The sequence below is a fragment of the Croceibacterium segetis genome (assembly GCF_011320115.1).
Classification (GTDB): Bacteria; Pseudomonadota; Alphaproteobacteria; order Sphingomonadales; family Sphingomonadaceae; genus Croceibacterium_B; species Croceibacterium_B segetis.
In genome coordinates, this window is the sequence record NZ_JAANOZ010000004.1 from 222,871 (window position 1) to 245,076 (window position 22,206).

Annotated in this window: 18 protein-coding genes and 2 tRNA genes; 7 read left to right on the plus strand and 13 right to left on the minus strand. The window is 66.0% G+C overall.

Features of this window, described 5'->3' with window-relative positions; all coding sequences use genetic code 11:
* The first annotated feature begins 9 nt into the window (after window positions 1-9).
* Together G7B69_RS06705 and G7B69_RS06710 are read left to right on the plus strand one after the other, a co-directional pair.
* Window positions 10-1,893 (plus strand): acetyl/propionyl/methylcrotonyl-CoA carboxylase subunit alpha, encoded by a 1,884-nt coding sequence (locus G7B69_RS06705; protein WP_166177424.1) that lies wholly within the window; start codon window positions 10-12, stop codon window positions 1,891-1,893.
* A gap of 97 nt (window positions 1,894-1,990) precedes the next feature.
* Window positions 1,991-3,613, plus strand: a complete 1,623-nt coding sequence (locus G7B69_RS06710) for an MFS transporter (RefSeq protein WP_166177426.1) — start codon at window positions 1,991-1,993, stop codon at window positions 3,611-3,613.
* Between the two features lie 7 nt (window positions 3,614-3,620).
* Here G7B69_RS06710 and G7B69_RS06715 read toward each other — a convergent pair whose 3' ends face one another.
* Window positions 3,621-4,886, minus strand: a complete 1,266-nt coding sequence (locus G7B69_RS06715; protein ID WP_166177428.1) for a multidrug effflux MFS transporter — start codon at window positions 4,884-4,886, stop codon at window positions 3,621-3,623.
* Between the two features lie 72 nt (window positions 4,887-4,958).
* Between G7B69_RS06715 and dinB the strand changes: the two genes are divergently transcribed.
* On the plus strand, window positions 4,959-6,059 hold the full coding sequence (gene dinB / locus G7B69_RS06720; protein ID WP_166177439.1) for a DNA polymerase IV: 1,101 nt from the start codon (window positions 4,959-4,961) through the stop codon (window positions 6,057-6,059).
* Here the strand turns inward: dinB and G7B69_RS06725 are convergent.
* From G7B69_RS06725 to G7B69_RS06740, 4 genes are all read right to left on the minus strand, one after another.
* Window positions 6,056-6,523: an NUDIX hydrolase gene (locus G7B69_RS06725; protein WP_166177441.1), complete on the minus strand. Its 468-nt coding sequence runs from the start codon at window positions 6,521-6,523 to the stop codon at window positions 6,056-6,058. The genes dinB and G7B69_RS06725 overlap by 4 nt on opposite strands.
* Window positions 6,511-7,125: a 6-phosphogluconolactonase gene (locus G7B69_RS06730; protein WP_166177443.1), complete on the minus strand. Its 615-nt coding sequence runs from the start codon at window positions 7,123-7,125 to the stop codon at window positions 6,511-6,513. Before G7B69_RS06730 ends, G7B69_RS06725 begins: the two co-directional genes overlap by 13 nt.
* A 31-nt stretch (window positions 7,126-7,156) precedes the next feature.
* Window positions 7,157-7,720, minus strand: coding sequence for a hypothetical protein (locus G7B69_RS06735; protein ID WP_166177445.1), 564 nt, complete (start codon window positions 7,718-7,720; stop codon window positions 7,157-7,159).
* A gap of 30 nt (window positions 7,721-7,750) precedes the next feature.
* Window positions 7,751-7,824 (minus strand) — tRNA-Gly (locus tag G7B69_RS06740).
* Here G7B69_RS06740 and G7B69_RS06745 point away from each other — a divergent pair.
* Window positions 7,810-8,049 (plus strand): hypothetical protein, encoded by a 240-nt coding sequence (locus G7B69_RS06745; RefSeq protein WP_166177447.1) that lies wholly within the window; start codon window positions 7,810-7,812, stop codon window positions 8,047-8,049. The two genes, G7B69_RS06740 and G7B69_RS06745, sit on opposite strands and share 15 nt — an antisense overlap.
* A 185-nt stretch (window positions 8,050-8,234) precedes the next feature.
* On the opposite strand, the gene G7B69_RS06750 is transcribed toward G7B69_RS06745, so the two are convergent.
* The 5 genes from G7B69_RS06750 to G7B69_RS06770 form a co-directional block, all read right to left on the minus strand.
* Window positions 8,235-9,842, minus strand: coding sequence for a tannase/feruloyl esterase family alpha/beta hydrolase (locus G7B69_RS06750; protein ID WP_243415057.1), 1,608 nt, complete (start codon window positions 9,840-9,842; stop codon window positions 8,235-8,237).
* A gap of 148 nt (window positions 9,843-9,990) precedes the next feature.
* Entirely contained in the window at window positions 9,991-12,282 is a 2,292-nt protein-coding gene (locus G7B69_RS06755) for a TonB-dependent receptor (protein WP_166177451.1), read from the minus strand.
* 207 nt (window positions 12,283-12,489) lie between these two features.
* Complete coding sequence (locus G7B69_RS06760; protein WP_207785966.1) at window positions 12,490-13,404, minus strand: ROK family protein; 915 nt, start codon at window positions 13,402-13,404, stop codon at window positions 12,490-12,492.
* Entirely contained in the window at window positions 13,401-14,558 is a 1,158-nt protein-coding gene (locus G7B69_RS06765) for a glycoside hydrolase family 68 protein (protein WP_243415058.1), read from the minus strand. The genes G7B69_RS06760 and G7B69_RS06765 overlap by 4 nt, the downstream gene beginning before the upstream one ends.
* Window positions 14,559-14,637: 79 nt before the next feature.
* On the minus strand, window positions 14,638-15,654 hold the full coding sequence (locus G7B69_RS06770) for a LacI family DNA-binding transcriptional regulator (RefSeq protein WP_243415062.1): 1,017 nt from the start codon (window positions 15,652-15,654) through the stop codon (window positions 14,638-14,640).
* A gap of 184 nt (window positions 15,655-15,838) precedes the next feature.
* On the opposite strand from G7B69_RS06770, the gene G7B69_RS06775 reads away from it, so the two are divergent.
* Both G7B69_RS06775 and G7B69_RS06780 read left to right on the plus strand, forming a co-directional pair.
* On the plus strand, window positions 15,839-16,900 hold the full coding sequence (locus tag G7B69_RS06775) for an alpha/beta hydrolase (protein WP_207785967.1): 1,062 nt from the start codon (window positions 15,839-15,841) through the stop codon (window positions 16,898-16,900).
* Window positions 16,901-16,913: 13 nt separating this feature from the next.
* Complete coding sequence (locus G7B69_RS06780; protein ID WP_207785968.1) at window positions 16,914-18,149, plus strand: MFS transporter; 1,236 nt, start codon at window positions 16,914-16,916, stop codon at window positions 18,147-18,149.
* Here the strand turns inward: G7B69_RS06780 and G7B69_RS06785 are convergent.
* Window positions 18,134-19,219, minus strand: coding sequence for an alpha/beta hydrolase (locus G7B69_RS06785; protein WP_243415059.1), 1,086 nt, complete (start codon window positions 19,217-19,219; stop codon window positions 18,134-18,136). The two genes, G7B69_RS06780 and G7B69_RS06785, sit on opposite strands and share 16 nt — an antisense overlap.
* A 13-nt stretch (window positions 19,220-19,232) precedes the next feature.
* Window positions 19,233-20,141: an alpha/beta hydrolase gene (locus G7B69_RS06790; RefSeq protein ID WP_243415060.1), complete on the minus strand. Its 909-nt coding sequence runs from the start codon at window positions 20,139-20,141 to the stop codon at window positions 19,233-19,235.
* A gap of 629 nt (window positions 20,142-20,770) precedes the next feature.
* Here G7B69_RS06790 and G7B69_RS06795 point away from each other — a divergent pair.
* Window positions 20,771-20,857 (plus strand) — tRNA-Leu (locus tag G7B69_RS06795).
* A 175-nt stretch (window positions 20,858-21,032) separates the two neighbouring features.
* Here G7B69_RS06795 and G7B69_RS06800 read toward each other — a convergent pair.
* The gene (locus tag G7B69_RS06800; protein WP_166177459.1) at window positions 21,033-21,983 is read right to left on the minus strand and encodes a TauD/TfdA dioxygenase family protein; all 951 of its coding nucleotides are present in this window, start codon (window positions 21,981-21,983) and stop codon (window positions 21,033-21,035) included.
* Window positions 21,984-22,206: the final 223 nt, after the last annotated feature.

A 22,206-nucleotide genomic window follows, 5' to 3' on the forward strand; every position in this document is an offset into this window, starting at 1 on the left:
CGGTTTCGCATGATACGAAGCCTGCTCATCGCCAACCGGGGCGAGATTGCCTGCCGCGTGATGCGCACCGCGCGGGCGCTCGGAGTGCGCACCGTGGCGGTCTATTCCGACGCCGACGCCAAGGCGCTGCATGTGCGCCAGGCCGACGAGGCGGTCCACATCGGCCCCTCGCCGGCGACCGAAAGTTACTTGTGCGGTGACAAGATCATTGAGGCGGCGAAGGCCACCGGAGCCGAAGCGATTCACCCCGGCTATGGCTTCCTCAGCGAGAACGCCGACTTCGCCCGCGCCGTCGCCGAGGCCGGCCTGATCTGGGTCGGCCCCAGCCCCGAGAGCATCGAGGCGATGGGCCTCAAGGATGCGGCCAAGAAGCTGATGCGCGCCGCCGGAGTGCCCGTGACCCCCGGTTACGACGGTGAGAGTCAAGCGACCGAGACGCTGCAAAACGAAGCTGATTCAATCGGTTATCCGGTACTTATCAAAGCTGTCGCAGGTGGGGGCGGCAAGGGCATGCGCAAGGTCGAGGAGCCGGCCGATTTCCTCGCCGCGCTCGAATCCTGCAAACGTGAAGCTAAGTCGAGCTTTGGTAACGACGAGGTCCTGCTCGAAAAATGGATCACCTCGCCGCGGCACATCGAAGTGCAGGTGTTCGGCGACACCCACGGCGACGTGGTCCACTTGTTCGAGCGCGATTGCAGCCTCCAGCGGCGCCACCAGAAGGTGATCGAGGAAGCCCCCGCGCCGGGCATGGACGCGGCCACCCGCGAAGCGATCTGCAGCGCGGCGGTGCGCGCGGCGAAGGCGGTCGATTACGTCGGCGCCGGCACGATCGAGTTCATCGCAGACGCCAGCGCGGGCCTGCGCGCCGACCGCGTGTTCTTCATGGAAATGAACACCCGCCTCCAGGTCGAACACCCGGTGACCGAAGAGATCACCGGCGTCGACCTGGTCGAATGGCAACTGCGCGTGGCGAGCGGGGAGCCGCTGCCGCTCCGCCAAGAGGAGCTGAGCATCAACGGTCACGCCATTGAGGCGCGGCTTTATGCGGAGGACCCGGCGAAGGGGTTTTTGCCGAGCACGGGGCGGTTGGAGTATTTCCAACTCCAAACAGGTGTGCGCGTGGAGACGGGTTACGAAGCCGGGGACCAGGTTTCGCCATTTTATGACTCGATGATAGCAAAGCTCGTGGCGCACGGGGAAACCCGCGACGATGCATGCTGCGATATAAACGTGATGTGCCGCAACGCCGATATCTGGCCTGTCAGGACCAATGCGGGCCTTCTTACGGCTCTGACGGAAGAGCGGGCGTTTTTGGAAGGCAGATTCGACACGGGATACATCGAAGCAAATCAGGAACGCTTGGTTGCGAAACCACCGTTGACCGAGGACGGCCTCGATGCTGCCGCCGTCCTCGTACTTGGCTCGCCGCCAACCGACGAAAACCTGCTGCAGTCGGGCTTTCGCCTGAACGCGACGCCAATTCATCACGCTCTTCTTTCCGTAGATGGCGAGCCGGTGCGGGTCGAACATTGGCCTGAACCGTCCGATCAGGCGAACTATTTCGGCCGCGCATTCAGATCATCGGAAGGACTCATAAAGTTTGATCAAGGCTTCGCTTATCGCATCGGACCTTATGAGGTGCGTGGTTCCGGCCATGCTTCCGCCACCGATGGCGACATCCGCTCGCCAATGCCCGGCAAGGTCATCGCCGTCGATGTCACCGAGGGCCAGGTGGTCGAGGCCGGGCAGCGGCTGATGGTGCTCGAGGCGATGAAGATGGAGCACGCGCTCACCGCGCCGTTCGCCGGGACCGTCGCCGAGCTGGCGGCGCACGAAGGCCAGCAGGTCCAGGTCGAGGCGCTGCTGGCGCGGGTGGAGAAGGCCGAGAACTAATTCCTCCCACACCCGGGAGGATGGTAGCGCTCCCTTTGCGCTTGTGACTCGCCCTCGCCTCCGGCAGTCTACCGCCCGGGTTCAAGGGGAGACAGGAATGGCCACGCTAGCCGCCGAGGATGCGCCGCTGCGCGTGTCGCAAGTCAAGGTGATCGCCGCATCGTCGCTCGGCACGGTGTTCGAGTGGTACGATTTCTACCTCTACGGCCTCCTGGCGACGATCATCTCGGCGCAGTTCTTCTCCGGTGTCAACGACAGCACCGCCTTCATCCTCGCCCTCGCCGCCTTCGCCGCCGGCTTCGCGGTGCGGCCGTTCGGAGCACTCGTGTTCGGGCGGATCGGCGACCTTGTCGGACGCAAGTACACCTTCCTGGTGACGATGGGCATCATGGGCGCCTCGACCTTCGCGGTCGGGCTGCTGCCGAGCTACGCCTCTGTGGGCGTGGCCGCGCCGTTGATGCTCGTCGCCTTGCGCATGCTGCAGGGCCTCGCGCTCGGCGGACAATACGGTGGTGCGGCGACTTACGTTGCCGAGCACGCGCCCGAGGGCAAACGCGGATTCTACACCAGCTTCATCCAGACGACCGCCACGCTCGGCCTGTTCGCCGCGCTGCTGATCGTCATCGGCACGCGTACCTGGCTGGGCGAGGAGGCGTTCGCGACCTGGGGCTGGCGGCTGCCCTTCTTCGCCTCGGCGGCCCTGCTTTGCGTCTCGCTGTGGATCCGCCTGCAACTCGCCGAAAGCCCGGTCTACCAGCAGATGAAGGACGCCGGGGCGACCACCAAGGCGCCGCTGACCGAGGCTTTCGGCAACTGGAGGAGCGCCCGCCTGGTGCTGGTCGCTCTGCTCGGCGCCGTCGCCGGGCAGGCGGTGGTCTGGTACACCGGGCAGTTCTACGCGCTGTTCTACCTCGAGAAGATTCTCAAGGTCGACGGCGCGACCGCCAACATCCTGATTGCCGTGGCGCTGGCGATCGGCACGCCGTTCTTCGTGGTGTTCGGCTGGCTCAGCGACAAGATCGGCCGCAAGCCGATCATCATGGCCGGGTGCGCGCTGGCGGCGGTCACTTACTTCCCGTTGTTCGGCGCGCTGACCGAAGCGGCCAACCCGGCGCTGGCGCACGCGACGGCGCGCAATCCGGTGACAGTCGTCGCCGATCCGGCGAGCTGCTCAGTGCAGTTCGATCCCATCGGCAAGACCAAGTTCGACAAGAGCGGCTGCGACATCGGCAAGTCGGCCCTGGCCAAGGCGGGAATCCCCTACGCCAACGAGGCGACCCCGGGCGATCCGATAATCCGCATCGGCGACGCCCAGGTCCCGATAACCGACAAGGCCAGCTTCGATGCCGCCCTGCCCGCCTTGCTCGCGGACGCCGGCTACCCGGCCAAGGCCGACCCCGCCCAGACCAACACCCCGCTGGTCATCGCCATTCTCACCGCGCTCGTGCTGCTGGTGACGATGGTCTACGGGCCGATCGCCGCGCTGCTGGTCGAGCTGTTCCCGGCGCGCATCCGCTACACCGCGATGAGCCTGCCCTACCACATCGGCAACGGCTGGTTCGGCGGTTTCCTGCCGACGATCGCCTTCGCCACCGTGGCGGCGACCGGCAATATCTACGCCGGGCTGTGGTACCCGGTCGGGGTGGCCGTGCTGACGCTGGTGGTCGGGCTGCTGTGGCTGCCGGAGACCTTCCGCCGGCGGATCGATCACGTAAGCTAGCGCGCGGTCAGTCCGCCTCGACCAGCGCCACGCCCGGCCCGCCCGGCGCGTTGAGCCGCCGGAACAGCCGGCCGCGCTCGCTGAACAGCACGAGGAGCAGCGCCGAGCTCGAACCGAACAGCAGCGCAAAGGCGAACGGGCGCGCGGTCCCGTCGTAGCTCTGGCCGATGACGATGCCGACCACGGCCGCGCCGAACATGCGGAAGAAGGTCTGCACGCTGCTCGCCGCCCCGGCGATCTTGGCGAACGGCTGCATGGCGATCGAGCTGAAGTTGGCGCCGAGGAAGCCGAGCAGCGCGAGGTTGGTCGCCATCAACGGCAGGAACCAGGCGAGCTGGCCGTCGCGATAGATCGCCGCCCAGACTTGCGCCGCGCTCACGCCGATGAAGACGATGACGCCGACATGCGACACCCGCCGCGCGCCGAAGCGCTCGACGATGCGGCTGTTGACGATGTTGGAGACCGCCATCATCGCCGCGGTGCCGCCGAACACCACCGGGAACCAACGCCCTGCGCGGAAATGCTCGCCGATCAGCTGCTGTGCGCTGTTCACGTAGCCGAACACCGCTCCAATCAGCAGCGCCGTGCCGAGCACGTAACCGATCGAGATGCGATTGAAGAGCGCCACGCGCATGTTGCCGAGGATCGCCCTTATCTCGATCTTCTGGCTATATTCGGGGCGCAGCGTTTCAGGCAGCCGCAGCCAGGTCCACAGCGCGGCGAGGCCGGCAAGGCACGCCAGGCCGACGAATATCCACCGCCAGCCGGCAATCAGCAGCACGGCCTGGCCGAGGCTCGGCGCGATCACCGGCACGGTGATGAACACCGCCGAGACCATGCTCATCGTCCGTGCCATCTTGTCGCCTTCGAACTGGTCGCGGACGATCGCCACCGGGGCGACCATCAGGCCGGCGCACAGAAGACCTTGCAAGCCGCGGGCGACCAGGAGCACGGCAAAGCTGTCGACCGTCGCCACGATCAGCGAGAACAGCGCGTAACCGGCCAGCGCGACCATGATCACCGGCTTGCGCCCGAAGCGGTCGGCGAACGAGCCGGGCAAGAGACAGCCGAGGCCGTTGGCAAGCAGGTACACCCCGACGATCAATTGCCGCTGGTTGCCGGCTTCCGCGCCCAGCTCGCGCGCGATGTCGTCGAGCGCCGGCAGCATGCCGTCGATGCACAGCGCGTTGAGGCTCATCAACAGCGCGATCAGCACGATCAACTCGCGCTGGCCGATCGAAATCGGCTGATGGGGGGTGGCCGCGGTGGACATGGGACGCAAGGCCCTAGCCCCATGTTGCAGTGCGGTATAGCCCCTTCGTCTTCGCCGGACTAAAGCAAGACGATGGAGGAGGACGAACCCGATCTCGGCCTGCGCAAGATCATCCACATCGACATGGATGCCTTCTTTGCCAGCGTCGAACAGCGCGACAACCCCGAGCTGCGCGGCAAGCCGGTCGCTGTCGGCGGAAGCGGCAGCCGCGGAGTCGTGGCTGCGGCCAGTTACGAGGCACGCAAGTTCGGCGTCCATTCCGCCATGCCGGGGATGACCGCACGGCGCTTGTGCCCCGACCTGATCTTCGTGCGCCACCGCTTCGAGGTCTATCACGAGGTCAGCCAGCAGATCCGCGCGATCTTCCGCGACTTCACCCCGCACGTGGAGCCGCTGAGCCTCGACGAGGCCTATCTCGACGTGACCGAGGACATTCGCGGGATCGGCAGCGCCACGCGCATCGCCGAGCTGATCCGCCAGCGCATTCGCCAGCAGACCCGGCTCACCGCCAGTGCGGGCGTGTCCTACAACAAGTTCCTCGCCAAGCTCGCCAGCGACCAGAACAAGCCCGACGGGATCTGCGTGATCAAGCCCGGCCAGGGCGCGCAGTTCGTCGCCAGGCTGCCGGTGCGCCGGTTCCACGGCGTCGGCCCGCGCGGAGCCGAAAAGATGGCCCGGCTCGGCATCGAGACCGGCGCCGACCTTGCCGCCAAGGACATCGCCTGGCTGCGCGCCAACTTCGGCAGCTTCGCCGATTACCTCTACCGCGCCGCGCGCGCGATCGACCTCAGACCGGTGCGCGCCAACCGCATCCGCAAGTCATTGGGCGGCGAGCGCACCTACAACGAGGACATCTCGAGCGGCTCAGCCCTCCGCGTCGCGCTCGACGACATTATCGAGATCGTCTGGGAGCGCATCGCCGAGCACGACACCCGCGGGCGCACGGTGACGCTCAAGCTCAAATTCACCGATTTCCAGCTGATGACCCGCGCCAAGTCGCTCTCGCGCGCGATCGACAGCAAGGCGGAATTTGCCCGCCTGTCCCGCGAGATTCTCGACGAAGCTCTACCGCTGCCGATGCCGGTGCGGCTTATCGGCCTGACGCTGTCGAACCTCGAGGGCGAGCAAGGCGACGAACGGGCGCCGGACACTGCGCAGTTGTCGCTGCTCTAGCGATCGGGAAACGCAACCTCGAGGCGATAGCGGGCAAAGCTGATCAGCTCTCCCGGGAGCGCGTCGAGCGCGAACCAGCCGCCGTCGATCACCTCGCGGCCATCGACGCGCGGTTCCGCGGCAAAACGCGCGGTAAACACGAATGCGCGGTGCGGCGCGCCGTCGAGCACCTCGTCGAACCGAGCCGCCAGAGTCAACTGTTCGAGCGCGCAGCCCAGTTCCTCGCGTATCTCGCGCTGCGCGCAGGCTTGCGGGTCCTCGGCCCGGCCGAGCCCTCCTCCGGGGAGCGACCAGCGTCCCGAGCCATAGCCGTGGCGGACCAGGAAGACGCGGCCTGCGTCGTCCACGGCGATCACCGAAACCCCCGCCGTTTCCCTTTTCGCCAGCCGCCGCCACCGCTTGCGCAGCCGGTGGGCGAGCCGCAGCAACGCGCGGTGCAGCGGGGCAGGAATCAGGTGAAGCATGTCACCGGCTGCCGCGCAGCGCCGAGCAGGCGGGCGACCGGCAGGTCGTTCTCGCCGCGCCCCGCCGCCTCGAATAGCGCGCGCTTTTCTTCCCCGCGAATGACGAACATCAACTCATCCGAATCGAGCAGCGCCGGAATGGTCAAAGTTATCCGGGGATACGGCGCCTCGGGCGGCATTGGATCGGGCGTGATCATGCGCACCTTGAGCGGATCGTCGGCGCGCGGATCGGTGTTGGGGAACAGGGAGGCAATGTGTCCGTCGGCGCCCATCCCCAGCCAGGCGAGCGCGAAGTGCGGGACCTGCTCCATGACGCTGAGCGCGACGACCTCGGCGCCTGCGGGCTCGAGCAGCGCGCGGATCTTGCCGGTGTTGCTCGCCGGGTGGTCCTCGGGCACCTCGCGGTCGTCGCCCGGCCACACGGTCACCCGCCGCCACGCGAGCGGCATCGCCGTCAGGCGCTCGAGGATCGGAAATGGTGTCGAGCCGCCGGGAACGGTGATCGCGATCGGCGCCTCGCTCCGGCCCAGCGCGGCCGCGAGCCGGCCATGCAGCCATTCGGCCGCCTGCGCATCGTCGGCGCCTGCAATCAGCTCAATCATCGCGCCAGCCTAGACGGCTGCTGGCTCCCTGTCAGCCGGTCAAGCCGCGCGCGCCCATCGCCACGACGACCGCTGCGAGGCCAAATAGCGCCCCCACGCCGAGGCGAACCGCCCGCAGCGGCAGCCGCAAGTCCCATTCCCCGCCCAGCGCCCATGCCGCGCTGAGCACCGCGCCGCTGCCGAGCGCCCCACCCGCTGCCGCCAGCACGGGAGTGCCGGTCGCCACCGCCAGCGCCAGCACGAAGAACCTCGCCGCGTCGGTCAGTTGTCCCGCAAACAACACCAGCGAGATGGCGCCGAGCGAGCGGGTCGGCTCGGCCGGAACGGCGCGACCACGCGCGACGAGCAGCTCGATCGCCGCCAGCGCCAGCGCCAGGGCAACGAACATCGCCTTGCCCGCCGGCGCCATCTTTGGCGCGAGCAGCGCCCCCGCCCATGCCGCCAGCGCTGACGTCGCGATCGCCGCGAACCAGCCGACGACGAGCAGCCCGGCGCTTTGTCCCAGGATTCCCGCCATCCCCGCCGTCATCCGCGTCGAGCGGCCGCCAAGCATGGCCAGCGCCGAAGTCAGCAGGGCGAGGAAAAGCGCCGGCATGGCCGCGCTTTACCAGCTATGGCGGGAAAGTGGAGCGGGCGAAGGGAATCGAACCCTCGTCGTAAGCTTGGGAAGCTTCTGCTCTGCCATTGAGCTACGCCCGCAAAAGCTTGGAAAACCGTTGTTTTTATCGCCAAGCCCGAAAAGGTTTGCAGTCGGGTTTACAGCCCGTCCCGCAAACGCTCGCCGATTGCCATAGCGATCTGCCCTTGGTCAACACAAACGCGCCCGATGCTGCGGGCCTGGTCTGGCGACCAGCTCATGACATCGGCGACCTGCTCATCGGTGAGACCTGCCTTGAGCGGTTTGGTGCAAAACGTGCCGCGTAGATCGTTTTCCGCTGGCTTCAGGTGGCCCCGGCGACGATTTCCTGTTCGGATCGGTCGGGGCTGAGCGCCAGTCGCACCTGGTCATCGAAGATCATGGTGGGCGCGGTGTCACGTGTGAATGGCGCCGATCTCGCCGCGAAGGCGTGTCTGCGAGCGATCGCCAACTATCCGATCACCAAAATCCCTCAGCTTCGCACGCATTTGAACGATTCGGCGTTCTCCGGATCGGCGTCTGGCGACTTGGGACGCGCGATCGACGGATAGGGACAAAGGGGCCGCGTCCGACCCGGCCATGGGCTGCCGGGAGCGGAGGCGGCGACTATGCGATCCGGCGCCTGGCCATGCTCGACCCAGCCGAGAAGTGCGGTGAAGGCGTCGAACTGATCGGTCGAAGGGCCTCCCCCGCAGTGGTTCATGCCCGCGACCGGGAAGACTCGAACGACCTGCGCGGCGTTGCCATTCTCGCGCGCGTTCACCTCGTCCCACCAGTTCAGCGTATCGGTGACCGAAAACACCGGATCGGACGCACCCTGATAGACGATCATCCGCCCTCCGCGCCGGCGGAAGGCGGACAGGTCCGCGGAACGTGCGCCGATGTCCTGCCAGGCCGAGCGCCTGAAGGCACCGCCAGTCGCGTAGATCTTCGGGGCATCGCGATCGAAATCGAATCCGAGATCGTACGCCAGGCGGTCCTGCGGCGCGGTCGGGGGCGTTGAGAATACGGCTGCCAGGGCTATCGACCCCATCGCCACGTTGAGCGACGGCATGGAGCCGTCGGCCGCGCCGATTTTCCAGCCACGCCAATCGCGGCCGGACCAACCTCCGTCCCAGGGAAACCCGGCGTAAAGGGGCTCACCCCGGCTGTTGCGCGGCCCATCGTGAATCCGCTCCAGCGCCTCGACCTGTGCCGGGATCAGGCAGCCTGACTGCTTAGCCCCACCGCAGGTGAGCCGCTTGAGCTCTGGGAGTACCTTGGCCGACGTGCATTGGCGGAAAGCGCCGACAATCCCGTCACGCAGTCCGTCATCGGCGTCGCACGAAGCAAGAACGGCACCGCGTACAAGGTCGAGATCGGCCCCGCTGAAGCTGCGTGTCAGTGTTGCTGGAGTGACTTGCTCACCTTTGGCGCGAACGACCGCGGCGAACTGCTGTGTGTCCCACGCTTCGGCCAGCGCCGCGCGCGGCAACGAGAAACCCGGCGCTCCCGAAACGATGCCGTCGAACAGCGTCGGATAGCGCTGCGCCGCCATCATGCCCTCTTGCCCGCCTTTGGAGCAGCCGACGAAGTAACTGTAGCGCGGCCCGTTCCCATAGAACCGCTCTGCGAGAGCCTTGGCCGCTAGCGCCACCGGCTTGATGGAAGCGCCGCCGTAATCGGCCCGCGCCTGCGGGTCGAAACCGAAGGCAGCGTCGCCGCCATGCGCGGGATCGTTGTTCGCCCTGGCATCGTGCCCGCTGTCTTGAGAGACCACGGCGAAGCCTTCGCTGATTGCCGGCGGCTTGGTGAATCCGATCATCCCCAGCGCCGACCCGAGGTTGCCGTCAAGCCCGCCGCCTCCTTCGAAGAGCAGCCGCCCGTTCCACTGCTCCGGCAGGCGCACGTGGAAGCGCAGGGCATAGTTCTGTCCGTCGACGCCCTTACGGTGGCGCATGCTGCCGACGATTTCGCAGTGGGCCGGCAAGGTTACGGCCGGTGCGGAAACGCCGGGCGGCCCCGCGGGGGCTTGCGTGCCGGCGGCGAGGTACTCGGCGGTGTCGATCCGCGTGTCCGCCTCAGGCCACGCACCCTTCATCTGCTGGGCGAGAGCGGCGCAACGGGAAGAAAAATCCCCGGCTGAGGCACCTGGCGCCCCAGCCGGAGAAAGGCCCGAGGCCGCGCTGCATGCCGGGAGGAGCAAGAGCGCGGCGGTGTTCCCGAGCAAACGGGCGTCGATCTTCATGTCAGAACCTCACCGACGCACGAACTCCGTACTCGCGCGGCGCGCCGTAGAACTCGTTGTTGATGAACTGGCCGCTGACGTACTTCTTGTTGGTCAGGTTCGTGCCATAGCCCTCTATCGTCCAATCGCCCTTCTGGAGCGTGAGCAACGCCGAGAGCAGGCCACGACCCGACAAGTAATCGGTCACCGGGTTGAACAGCAGGTTGGTCCAGCGCGCACCGATATAGGCATAATTCAGCCGAGGAGTGAGCGTCAGGTCGGAGCCGAGATCGGCCTGGTACTGCACGCCGAAGTTGTATGACCATTTGGGCGAGTACAGGTTCGGACCGCCGCCAGCGGTTGTCGTGAAGGGACCGTAGTCGAAGCAGGTCGGCGGGTTTGACGGTACGCCCGCCGCACACTGCGGCCCCAGGTTGAGGCCGGTCGGCAACAGGCGCTGGTTCACGAACTGGAACTGATCGAGCTTGGAGTCGACATAGGCGATCCCGCCATCGAAACCGAAGCCGCCGATCTTTGCCTGCACTTGCGCTTCCAAACCTTTGATCGTCGCGTTGGCGACGTTGTGAACGCCGCCCTGGCCCGTCGAAGGCTCGATCGAGTCGATCTGGAAGTCCTTGTATTGCATGTAAAATGCGCCGACCTGCGTGCGCACGTGATTGTCGAGGAAGGAAGACTTCCAGCCGGCTTCGTAGTCCCACACCGTTTCCGGGCGAAAGCCAGAAGTTGCCCCGTTTGACCCGCCAGGTTTGTAGCCGCGTGCGGCGAACGCGTAGACCAGGTTATCCTCGTCGGGCGTCCAGTTGAGCCCGACCTTGCCGGTGAAACGGCCGTCCCCGTGGCTGCCGCCCAGATCGGCCACTTGCAGGCCGCCAGGCGGGAAGAATGGTGAGCCATTGCCAATAACGACACTGCCGGCGCTGTCGGCTTTGAAGTGCGAATAGCGTCCGCCGACCTGCAGCTCGAGCTCCGGCAGGATCTTGTAACCCGCCTGGGCGAACACGCCAGTCGTGGTCTTGTTCTGGCCGATCTGGATGTCGGTCGGATCGGCAGGATTGAAGGCAATCGGGTTACTGCTGGTCTGCTGGATGGCGACGTCGATCTTGTTCTTCTGGAAGTATCCGCCAACGATCCAGTTGAAGGCCCCGTCGGTGGGGGAGATGATGTTGACCTCCTGGACCCACTCGCGCTCGCGAACAAACTGGTCCTGCGTCTGGGTCGCGCTGGCTGGAGCGGGATTCTGCGGCGTGGGCGTCAGCTGGGTCATGGCCGCGTCCATATCGTAGAGATTGTTCATCCGCTTGTTGACGTAGCCGCTGACCGAGCGGAGCACGACGCCGCCGTCGAATTCGTACCGCATCTCCAGGCTCGACTGAAAGCCGCGTTCGTGCACTTTGGTCGGAGCGTTGTACGTCAAAGTGCGAATATCGGGCTGTCGGTCGTAGGCGAACGTCGTCCCTTCGATCGGCCGATAAGCGAAGCCCCCGGTGTTGCGATCGACCCATTCCACCTTTGCAACGGCCCGGAACTTCGCCGGCTGGAACAGCACGCTCAGCCGCCCTGCCTTCTCATTCAACCGGTCAGGGTGGTTGTCGTACGGTCCGATGTCGGTGAAGTAGCTGTCGCGCCGCTGGAAGGTGCCGGCTGCACGGACTGCCAGAGTGCTCGACAGGGGGACGTTCACCGCTCCTTCGCCGCCGAGCGCATCGTAGTTGCCGTAGCTGGCCTTGGCGTAGCCGGACACGCCGCTCAGCGATGGATTGGCGGTGTTGATGAAAATGGCGCCGCCGGTGGAGTTCGAGCCGACGAACGTTCCTTGCGGGCCGCGCAGCACCTCGATGGTGCCGATGTCGTAGAACAAGCCGGTCGTCAGGATCGGCGGCTGGAAGATGTTGTCGTAATAAGTGGCGACACCGTTCGACACGGCTGGGGAGCCGCTGGACAGACCGATACCGCGAATGTTGACCGACTGGGTGAGGCCCTGATCGGTGATCGAGAGCGAGGGCGCGGCATATTGCAGGTCCGCCACGCGTTCGACCGCCTTCTTGTCGAGGTCGTCACCGGTGAGGGCGGTTGCGGCCGCGGGCACCTTCTGCAGGTTCTCCTCGCGCTTTTCCGCGGTGACGACGATCTCCTTCAAGCCGCTATTGCGATCGTCCGCCGAAGCTTGCTGTTCATCGCCGGTCTGTTCGGTCGCCGGAGCTTGCAGATCGCTGGCGGATTGTGCCGCCGCCGGAGCTGCCAGAGCGGCAATTGCCCAACCCAAAGCCGTCACCGACACGAGCCTCGAATCCATCCGCCTCATCGCCTTCTCTCCCTCGCCAAGTCGCGGGCTTCGCGCCCGACTCACGGGAGTGCTGATACGACGTTCTGCAATCGATTGCAATATGGTCCAATGTACAGCGAGTTCGTTTTTCGACGGAATTCCAGGGCCAACGACCATGCCTTTCCGGACCGAATGCCACGAATGCTGAGAGTTGGTCCGCCTTAAGTGCAATCGGTATCAGGAATTTGTCGCGATCGCCGCCAGCGCGCACCGACCCACGGCAATCGCCCCGAGCGGACCCGCCTGGGTTCCCAATCCGGCCATGCGCACCACTTGCTCGACCGATCCGCTGTTTACCTTCGGGAGGTAACCGCCCACGCGCTCCAGGACAGCGCCTCGCGCACCGGACAGGAGATGGGGCCGCGACAGCATGACCGTGCCACCCAGAAGCACCCGCTGGACCGAGGTCATCAGCAGGATTGCGGCAACCAGTTCGGCAAGGTCGCTGGCGACGAGCTGCCAGCGCGGATCGGCGTCGGAAAGCGATGCGGGGTCGCGCCCGAACCTCGCGCGCAGGGCGGTGCCCGAGATCAGTCCTTCGGTGCAATCACCATGGAACGGGCAAGTCCCGGCAAAATCATCGCCAGGAGCCCGGCGGAGGCGCAAGTGGCCGATCTCCGGGTGCATCGCGCCATGCACGGCCTGCCCGTTGACCAGCAATCCGCCGCCGACGCCGGTACCGACCGTGACGTAGCAGACATCGCCGCACCCTTGCGCCGCACCCCACCGCAGCTCTGCCAGCGCGGCCGCGTTGACGTCGGTTTCGATTGTCCAAGGGCACCCGAGGCCAGACGTCAGCGCCTTGGCGACGTCGAAGTTGGCCCAGCCCGGCTTGGGCGTGGTGAACAGTTTGCCGAACCCCGGCGACCCCGGATCGAGATCGAGCGGACCGAAGGCGGCAATCCCGAGTGCTGCAAACGGCTGGTCGTTCATCCATTGAAGGAGCTGGGCGCGAGATTTTCCCAACGTCTCTTCAGGCGAGGTGGTCGGGATAGTGTGCTGCTCGATCACTTCGGCGCCGCGGGCAAGCACAAGCACCGCTTTGGTACCGCCGAGCTCGACGCCGGCGACCACAGGTTCTTCGCTGGTCATCCCCCTACAAGCTGCGCCCGCGAACCGTTGAGAGCAAGCCGCAGGGTGGGCGCGAACGTTCCCCCGAATCGGCGGCCCTCAGGTTGTGTCCCGCCTCGCCAGTCGTCGACGAAACTGATCACCGACCGGTCCGGCAGGACGAGCCACCCGTAAGCCTGCCGCGGAGCCTCTGGCGGATTGCAGAAGACCAGGCCGGTGCCGTTGAGCGGCTCCCATTGTTCGCAGAGTTGCGGCGAAACCATTCCGTAGAGACCTGTGGGCCCGATCGGCCCTGCCGGATCGAACACCTGATCCTGCGTCGACCAGAACAGATAATACAAGCCTGCGTGGTGGACGATGTGGGGCCGTTCGAGTTCGTTGTTCAGCCCGTCCGCGCTCAGGATCGGCGGCAGCAGGCGCCACGCGGAGCGCTGTTCGTCCACCGCGGATGCTGCGCCGATCACGCCGTTGTAGGGCGAACTCGACCCCGCTGCCGAGCCGGCGAATACCATGGTCCATGTTCCGTTCGCCGGGTCCAGGAAGGGAAAGGGATCGCGAAATGCCTTGATCGTCCCCGGCGCCCCGCCGCGGTTGGTGGCCATGTAGAACGCCGGGTCGGGTTCAATGATTTCTCGCAGCCCGCTCCACTCGTTCAGTCGATACCCGGCATCGTCGCGCCCAAGGTGGGCGTTCGCCTCGAAGATGCGCTGCTCGTAGCTGACAAGCCGCTCGTTGCGACGTCCGGCGCTCGTGAAATAGACCGTCACAGCACCCGTCGCGGGATCCAGAATCGCGGACCCCGACCATTCACGACTCCCGGGCGAGAAACCTTCGGGCATCGCGGGCCCGAGCATTGTCCAACCTTGCGCGTTTCTCAGCAGCAGATAGATCCTTGCATGGCTATGACGCTCATCGGGATCGGCGAAACGCGGTGCGGCCAGCGCCATCCACAGCGTGTCGCCACCGTCGAGAAGGGCGGGCCGACCATCCGCTCGCTGCACCGGCCACGCGTCCCACAGGCCGAGGCTGGAAACCGGCTTTGCGGCGAGCGCATCGATAACCGGCGCATGATTGACCTTTTGCGCCGCGATGCCCGCGACATGCGCAGCCGTCCAGCGCGACGGCGTTTCGAAATCGCTCCTGCGGCCGGGAATGGAGATTTCGGTGTCGCTCAAATCAGGCCTCGGCTGCGATCGTCATTCGAAGCGCCTTAAATCGAAAGTCGCCTATTCGCAATCGATTGCACGAGGCGCTTTACGTCGAGGAACGGATGACGAGCTCCGGATTGAGCACAACCGAGCCGGTCGCCTCTCCGTCGATACGCTTGAGCAGGAGCTCGACCATCTGGCGAGCCCCAGTGGCGATGTCCTGGCGGATCGTCGTCAGCGGAGGAACCGACGTGCGCGCGAAGGGCAGATCGTCATAACCGACCACCTTGACGTCACCGGGCACGGTCAGTCCGCGGCTGTGCAGCACTTGCATCGCAGTGATCGCGATCAGGTCCGAGGCGGCGAAGATCCCGTCGGGCGGCGTTCCCGCGTGATCGAGGAAGTGCGCGATATCTTCGGCGGTCAGCTCGCCGGCCAGGTGCGTCGGTGTTTCGATCAGCTCGGCGCCAGGGCGCCTTGCCGAAACCGCGGCCCGCGCACCATCGAGGCGCTGGCGGATCTCGACTGCCTGGGGATTGCCGAAAAACGCAATCCGCCGGCAGCCCCGGTCCATCAAGTGTGCCGTCGCTGCGAGTCCGCCAAGATAGTTGTCGGTACCGACCGAGCAGTGGATCTGACCTCGCAGATGCGCGCCCCATGCGACCATCGGCAGGTAATCCCGCGCCATCTTGTCGAGCACCGCCGACTGGTCGGATTGTCCGATGATGATGAATCCGTCGACCCGATCGGCTGAAATCATCTTCTCGAGCCAATCGTCCTTCTTGGGAATGACCCGCGACAGCACGAGGTCGAAACCGCGCTCGGTCAATTCGTCGGCAAGGAAACCGATCATCGTCATGAAGAACGGATCAGATATGTGCTGCGTCGTTTCGTGCCCCAATGGGATGACGACGCCGATCGCGCCTTTCCGGCGAGTGCGCAGGTTGCGTGCGAGGGAGCTTGGCCGAAAGCCATGCTCCTCCGCCAAGCGTTGGATGCGTTCCGCCGTCGCGGAGCTGACCAGCGACTTGCCGGCGAGCGCCCGCGAAACCGTCGCCGCAGACACGCCGGCAAGCTCGGCGAGGTCGTAGATCGTACGTACCTTCTTGCTGCTCAATGCCACCCTCGCCCACCGCCCCTGGTCGGCGCGTTCATCGGCGTAACGCCAGCCGATTGCAACTGCGAGCGGAGCGCACAGCATAGTTGCCTTTGCTTTGCTTGCAATCGATTGCGGTGATGATAGTCTACCGGCAACTGGCGAGGTAAAGGGTGCTGATATGTGGGGATTCGCGACGGTTCGGCGCTGGATGGCGGGGGTTGCCCTCGCCGCGGCTTGTGCCGCCCAGGCTCAAAGCGGCCGCGCTCCCCTGCCGGTTGCCGAAGATGGCACGGTGGAAGTGCCGGCGATGTCGGCCCCGGTTTCCGAATTTCTCAGCCCGGAAGCGCGAGCTTACGTCGTCGAACACCTGCTCGCGGTGGCCAAGCTCGACCCGAGTGCTCCGCCCAGTCCGGTCCCGCCGCTGATTGCGCCCTACATCCCCCGGATGAAGGCGCGGTACCACACCCATCGTGAAGACGCCGTGATCGCCGGAGTTAAGGCCTACGTTTACACGCCGGCCGGCGGCATCGCGGCGAAGAACCGCAAGCGGGTCCTTATCAACTTGCACGGCGGCGGCTTTCGCGAATGCTTCCCCGGCTGTGCGGAGCTCGAATCGATCCCGATTGCGGCCCTGATGAGGATCAAGGTCGTCAGCCTCGATTATCGTCAAGGGCCGGAGTATCGCTTCCCCGCGGCGAGCGAGGACGTCGCAGCCGTCTATCGCCAACTGCTCAAGACCTACCGGCCGGAGGACATCGGCATCTATGGCTGCTCGGCCGGAGGGATCCTCACCGGCATGTCGTTGGCATGGTTCCAAAAGCAAGGGCTCCCTCGCCCCGGCGCGGCGGGCATCTTCTGTGCGGGCGGGACACTCGCCTCGGCCGGTTTCGGCGGCGACGCCACGTACACTGCCTTGCCGCTCGGCGAGGCGCGCATGCCTCCGCCTCCAGCACCGCCTGGGGCAAAGGCTTTGGCCCCGCCGCTCGGCTATCTGACCGGCGCCGACCCGACGGACCCGCTTGTCGCACCGGCGTCGTCGCCCGCGGTCCTGGCGAAGTTCCCACCGACGTTGATCATTACCGGCACCCGCGGGTTCGAATACAGTTCGGCGATCTATACCCATGAAGCGCTGGTCAAGGCCGGCGTCGACGCCGAACTGCACGTGTGGGAGGGACTGTTCCACGGGTTCTACTACAACCCCGATGTGCCCGAATCGCGCGATGCCTTTGACGTGATGGTCCGATTCTTCGACCGGCATCTCGGCAAATAGGGGGAGCGAGGATTTGAACGCGTCGGTTACACAAGCGCGGCATAGCGCGGGGCTGCTCAAGGCGCTCGTGTTCCTGATGTTCGCGATGTTCGCGATGACCAGCGACTCGGTCGGGGGCGTGATCCCCGCGATAATCCAGGAGTTTCACCTCAGTCTCACCGCCGCCGGCTCGTTCCAGTACGCCTCTATGTCCGGGATCGGCATTGCCGCCATCGGCCTCGGCTTCCTCGCCGACCGCTATGGCCACAAGACCACGATCCTGTTCGGCCTCGCCCTGTTCGGCGGGGCATCCGCCCTGTTCGCCGCGGGTCACGCGTTCGGCTTCTTCGTCACGCTGCTGTTCGTCGCCGGGCTTGGCATCGGCATTTTCAAGTCCGCCGCGCTGGCGGTGATCGGCGACCTGTCGCGCTCGACCCGCGAACACGCCGCGACAATGAACCTCGTCGAGGGCTTCTTCGGCGTCGGGGCGATCATCGGCCCCGCGCTCGTCGCGTACCTGCTCCAGCATGGCTCGAGCTGGAAATGGGTCTACGTCGCCGCCGCGGCCTTGTGCGGGCTGCTGATCATCGGCACCTGGACGACCCGTTTTCCGGCCAGCCGCCGTCTTCGCCCGCAGGAGGCCAGCGCCGCGGAGTCGTTGCGTATGCTGCGCGATCCCGTGGCGCTCTACTTCGGGCTGGGCCTGATGCTCTACGTAGGCGCGGAGGCGGCGGTTTACGTCTGGGCGCCGACCTACCTCAGCGGGTACGCCGGCCCGAACCCCTGGCTGGCCGCCTACGTCGTCTCGATCTTCTTCGTCCTGCGAGCGGCGGGGCGCTTCCTCGGCGCCTGGCTGCTCGGGCGCTACAAGTGGTCGGCGGTCCTTGCGTTATGCAGCAGCGCGATGGCTTTGCTGTTTTGGGTGTCTGTCGCCGGCGGCCGGGAGGCGGCGATCTATGCACTGCCCGCCACCGGGCTGTTCATGTCGGTGCTCTATCCGACGATCAACTCGACCGGGATCAGCTGCTTCGACAAGGCGCAGCACGGCGCCATCGCCGGGCTGCTGCTGTTCTTTACCTGCCTGAGCGCGGTGTTCGCGCCGATGCTGATGGCTGCCGTCAGCGATATGCTGGGCGACAGCGTCTACAGCGTGGTCATCGGTGCTTTGCTCGCGACCGCGCTGGCAGCCGGGTGCTGGGCCAATCGCCTCGCGGACCCAGTCGGCCCGCGATTGGCCGCGCGCAACGAGGCTGACTACGCGTCCGTTTGACGGGCTGGAGCCATTCCGAACGCGCGCCGCAGCGCCTCATGCTTGGCCGCGGTGAACTCGCGGGCGAGCCGGGTTTCCGGCGCGACGCGGTCGAAGCCATGGAAGGCGCCGGGGATCAGCAGCATTTCGGTGGGAACGCCGGCCTCGGTCATACGCCGCGCGTATTCGATGTCCTCGCCGACAAACAAATCGACGCCGCCGACCGCGATGTACGCCGGCGCGAGCCCGGCGAGGCTCTTCAGCCGCGCCGGCACGCCCGCCACCGGCACATGCGCGCTCCCCGGTTCAACGCCGAGGAACGAGCGCCAACCGAAGCGGTTGGCCGGCGGGTCCCAGCCGATCGCGCCGATGTAGGGCGGCACCGGCCGCGTGCTGCCCGTGCGGTCGTCGAGCATCGGATAGATCAGCGCCTGCAACACCAGCGGGACTTCGCCGCGGTCGCGCGCCGCGATCGCCAGCAGCGCTGCATGGCCGCCTCCGGCGCTCTCCCCCAAAAGTGCGATCCGCGACCGATCGACGCCCAACTTCTCGGCATTCCGGTGGAGCCACAGCAGGCCGGCATAATTGTCTTCGACCGAGCCGGTGAAGCGTGTCTCTGGGGCGAGCCGGTATTCAACCGTGACGATGGTGCAGTCGAGCGCCTTGGCGGTTTCCTGCAGGTAGCGCTGCTCGGACTTCGCCGAGCCGAGGATGTAACCGCCGCCGTGAGTGTGGAGAATCGCCGGCCGGTGCGCCCCCGGTTGGGAATTGATGACATAGACCGTCACCGCCGGATGCGCGCCTTGCGCGGGCACGCGATCTTCGGCGGTGGGCACGTCGGCCAGCAACGGCGCCGAGGGCGGCGTTCCAGCCCGCATCGCGCGGAGGGTCGCGGCCGAAAAGCTGCCGGTCTGGCCTGACGTGGCGAGCACCTGCCGGGCCGCAGGGCGCAGTTCAGGATCGACGTGGCTGAGCGCGGCGAGATGGGGATCGGCCTTCTGCGCGAAGCCCACACCGCTGCGCACGGCCAGGCCCGCAACCACCGCTGCGCCGGCCAGCCTAGCGAAATCGCGCCGATCCATCCCCGGCATGCGTCGTTCTCCCCTAAGCAGCCTTGGCGGCGATCGCCTCCTGGCGTTCGATCCAGTTGGCTAGCAGCTCGATCCAGCTTCTCACCGGCTTGTCGGGCGGGCCCAGACCGAAGCCGTGCCCGCCTTCCTCGAAGAAATGCGCCTCGACCGGACGCTTGGCTGCGCGCAGCGCACGGAGCATGATGAAACTGTTGTCGACCGGGACCGCGGGATCATCCATCGCGTGCACCAGGAATGTGGGTGGGGTCTCGGCGGTCACGTGAAGCGCGGGCGATCGGCGGGCTACGAGATCGGCCGACGGGCTCTCGCCAAGAAGGCGGAGCGAGCTTTCTGCGTGGCCCACACCAGGCTCATGGCTGATGACCGGATAGATCAACCCCACGGCGCGAGGCCGCGCGCTTTGGGCATCGGCCTTATCGGCGCCGGGATAAACCGGCTGGGCGAAATCTGTCGCCAAGCTCGCAGCGAGATGTCCGCCCGCCGAAAATCCTACCGCGTAAAGCTTCGCCGGATCGCAGCCGTATTCGCCCGAATGAGCCCGGATCAAGCGTACTGCGCGCTGGGCGTCCTGCAACGGCACGTCGGCTCGGCCGGCCCAACCTTCTCCCGGCAGCCGATAGACGAGCACCAACACCGTATAGCCGCGCGCGGTCATCTCGCGCGCGATGTCGACGCCTTCGTTGGCGATCGACACGAACGTGTAGGCCCCGCCCGGGATCGACAGCAGGCTCCGCCCGTTCGGGCGCGCCGGACGGAACACCCGAAGATAGGGCTGCTCGATGTTGCGTAGGAAGACCGGCGGCGAACCCGCGGGCAGCGTCTGTGGGCGGAAACCGCCATTCGGCGCAGCGCCGCTCCACAACGGTATGGTGGCCGCAGCGTTCCATTGGGCCAGCGCCTCGGCGGAGGTGGCTTGCGCCAATGCAGGGCCTGCGCCGGCGGCCGCGATGAGTCCAGCGGAGGCGAATAGGAAGCGCCGCCGTTCGACTCCACCAGATCCCCCTGCATTCCCACTCATCTGCCTGGGGCCCCTCCACTGGCTATCTTCGTCCCGGTCGATGCTATGACGGCTCACGCACATTTGCAACCGATTGCAGACGACCTCGCTAAGGCAACTTCTTTCTTGAGGCGGGGCTGCGGCCCGAAGGAAGTCGTCATGATCCGTTGCCTTGTGATCTCGAAGGGATGATGTCCAATCGGGAGGGATCCCGCCGTAGAGACGGAAGATGGCGCCGGGCCAACAATGTTGGTCGAGTTTACAGTGGTTTGCCAAGTTGCTGAATTCATCGGCATGATTTCGCGAGAGTTAATAGCGAAACGCGCAGAAAACAAATAGAAACAATAGTTTGAGAAGCTTCTGCTCTGCCCTTGAGCTACCCACCCGTGCGGGCCGGTCGACTGCCACAGGGTTCTGCCGGCGGTCGACCCAAAGCGCGCGCGCCGCGCGCGCCTTGCCGCGAAGACGGCGCAGAGTCGTTGACAATCCCGCAGCAGCTTCGCTATCGGCCCGGCCCTACCCGCCGCACGGCTTCGGCGCCGCGCGGCCCAAGTGCCCGGATGGCGGAATTGGTAGACGCACCGTCTTCAGGTGGCGGCGCTCGAAAGGGCGTGGAGGTTCGAGTCCTCTTCCGGGCACCACTTATTCTGGCGGCGTTGGCCGCCAGAGCGTCCAAAAGCGCGGCAATCGGCCAAGAATGACCGCATGGCGGCCATTGGGTACCGGCTCGAAGCCTGAGATGCCGCGGCGTCTCGGTGTCGACCGTTACGGCGACTTCTTTCTCGCCCTCCTCCGCGCGCGTCCCGGGCCCCGCGCCTAGCGCCCGGCGACCCTCGCCCCCTGGATGTCGACCACGCGGGGGCTCTTGGCGAAGAGCTGGCTGAAGGGATCATCGCCCATGTCCATCGTGTGCGGCTCGGTGCCTTCGCGCACGGTGGTGCGGCGCATGTCGCGCTTGTAGGTGTCGTAGGCGTATTCGCCGCCGCGGTGCATCGAGCACAGGTTGTCCCAGATGACCATGTCGCCGGCGTTCCACTTCACGCTGAAGGTGTACTGCGGCTGGGTGCAGTGCTCGATCAGCTGGCGGATCAGCGCGCGGCCTTCCTCCCTGGGCATGCCTTCGACGTCCATCGTGTGCGCGGCGATGAACAGCGCCTTGCGGCCGGAGCCCTTGTGGACGTGGACCAGCGGATGCTTAGCCCGCGGGCGCTCCTCGATCTCCTCGTCGGGAATGTCGGCGCCGGCCATCTTGCGGCTCCACCACAGCGAGTTGATGCCGACCTTGTCCTCGAGGAAGTCCTTCATCTCCTGCGGCAGGTCCTCGTAGGCGCTGCGGGTATCGGCGAACGACGTCTCGCCGCCTTCGGGCGGGACTTCGTGGGCGAGCAGCAGCGAATAGCTGGTGCGCTTTTCCATGAACGCGCTGTCGGTGTGCCACAGGCGGTCGCCCTTGCGGTACTGGATCGCCGCCGGGTCCTGGGTAACTTCGCCATCGACGTTGAGGTTGCTGGCGTCGAACAGCTCGGGAAACGGCAGGCGGAACTTGACGCCCTCGCGCCGCGGCACCCGCTCGAGATAGCCGAAATTGCGGCTGAACTCGACGTGGTCGGCGTCGGACATGTGGGTGTCGCGCCACACGGTAACGCCCCAGGTGTCCATCGCGTCGGTGACTTGCCTGACCTCGTCCTCGGTCAATTTGCGGGTCAGATCGAGCCCCGAGCAGACGGCGCCGAAGCGCGGCAGGATCGGTTCGACTTTGAGCGGCATTGCGACTCTCCAACAAAATTACGTATCATGCTACATAACGCATTCGCGGCCGAATTTGAAGACCCTCGGCCCGCCGTCGCGCCACTTGGGCCGCGGCCACGACCGGGTGACACCTTACGGACCCTGTCACCCAAGCGTCGCCCGAGAAACAACGCATTTCCGCGGGTTTCGGTCTGGGCGACAGGGTGACACTTCTCCAACACGATTTCATCGGGCAGCGACT

Excerpts from the sequence above, each read along its gene's own strand:
- G7B69_RS06715 (WP_166177428.1), bottom strand. The coding sequence starts at position 4,886 with ATGTCCACCGCGGCCACCCCCCATCAGCCGATTTCGATCGGCCAGCGC.
- dinB (WP_166177439.1), top strand. The coding sequence starts at position 4,959 with ATGGAGGAGGACGAACCCGATCTCGGCCTGCGCAAGATCATCCACATC.
- G7B69_RS06750 (WP_243415057.1), bottom strand. The coding sequence starts at position 9,842 with ATGAAGGGTGCGTGGCCTGAGGCGGACACGCGGATCGACACCGCCGAG.
- G7B69_RS06800 (WP_166177459.1), bottom strand. The coding sequence starts at position 21,983 with ATGCCGCTCAAAGTCGAACCGATCCTGCCGCGCTTCGGCGCCGTCTGC.
- G7B69_RS06775 (WP_207785967.1), top strand. The coding sequence starts at position 15,839 with ATGGCGGGGGTTGCCCTCGCCGCGGCTTGTGCCGCCCAGGCTCAAAGC.
- G7B69_RS06705 (WP_166177424.1), top strand. The coding sequence starts at position 10 with ATGATACGAAGCCTGCTCATCGCCAACCGGGGCGAGATTGCCTGCCGC.
- G7B69_RS06785 (WP_243415059.1), bottom strand. The coding sequence starts at position 19,219 with ATGCCGGGGATGGATCGGCGCGATTTCGCTAGGCTGGCCGGCGCAGCG.
- G7B69_RS06725 (WP_166177441.1), bottom strand. The coding sequence starts at position 6,523 with ATGCTTCACCTGATTCCTGCCCCGCTGCACCGCGCGTTGCTGCGGCTC.
- G7B69_RS06710 (WP_166177426.1), top strand. The coding sequence starts at position 1,991 with ATGGCCACGCTAGCCGCCGAGGATGCGCCGCTGCGCGTGTCGCAAGTC.
- G7B69_RS06730 (WP_166177443.1), bottom strand. The coding sequence starts at position 7,125 with ATGATTGAGCTGATTGCAGGCGCCGACGATGCGCAGGCGGCCGAATGG.
- G7B69_RS06755 (WP_166177451.1), bottom strand. The coding sequence starts at position 12,282 with ATGGATTCGAGGCTCGTGTCGGTGACGGCTTTGGGTTGGGCAATTGCC.
- G7B69_RS06735 (WP_166177445.1), bottom strand. The coding sequence starts at position 7,720 with ATGCCGGCGCTTTTCCTCGCCCTGCTGACTTCGGCGCTGGCCATGCTT.
- G7B69_RS06760 (WP_207785966.1), bottom strand. The coding sequence starts at position 13,404 with ATGACCAGCGAAGAACCTGTGGTCGCCGGCGTCGAGCTCGGCGGTACC.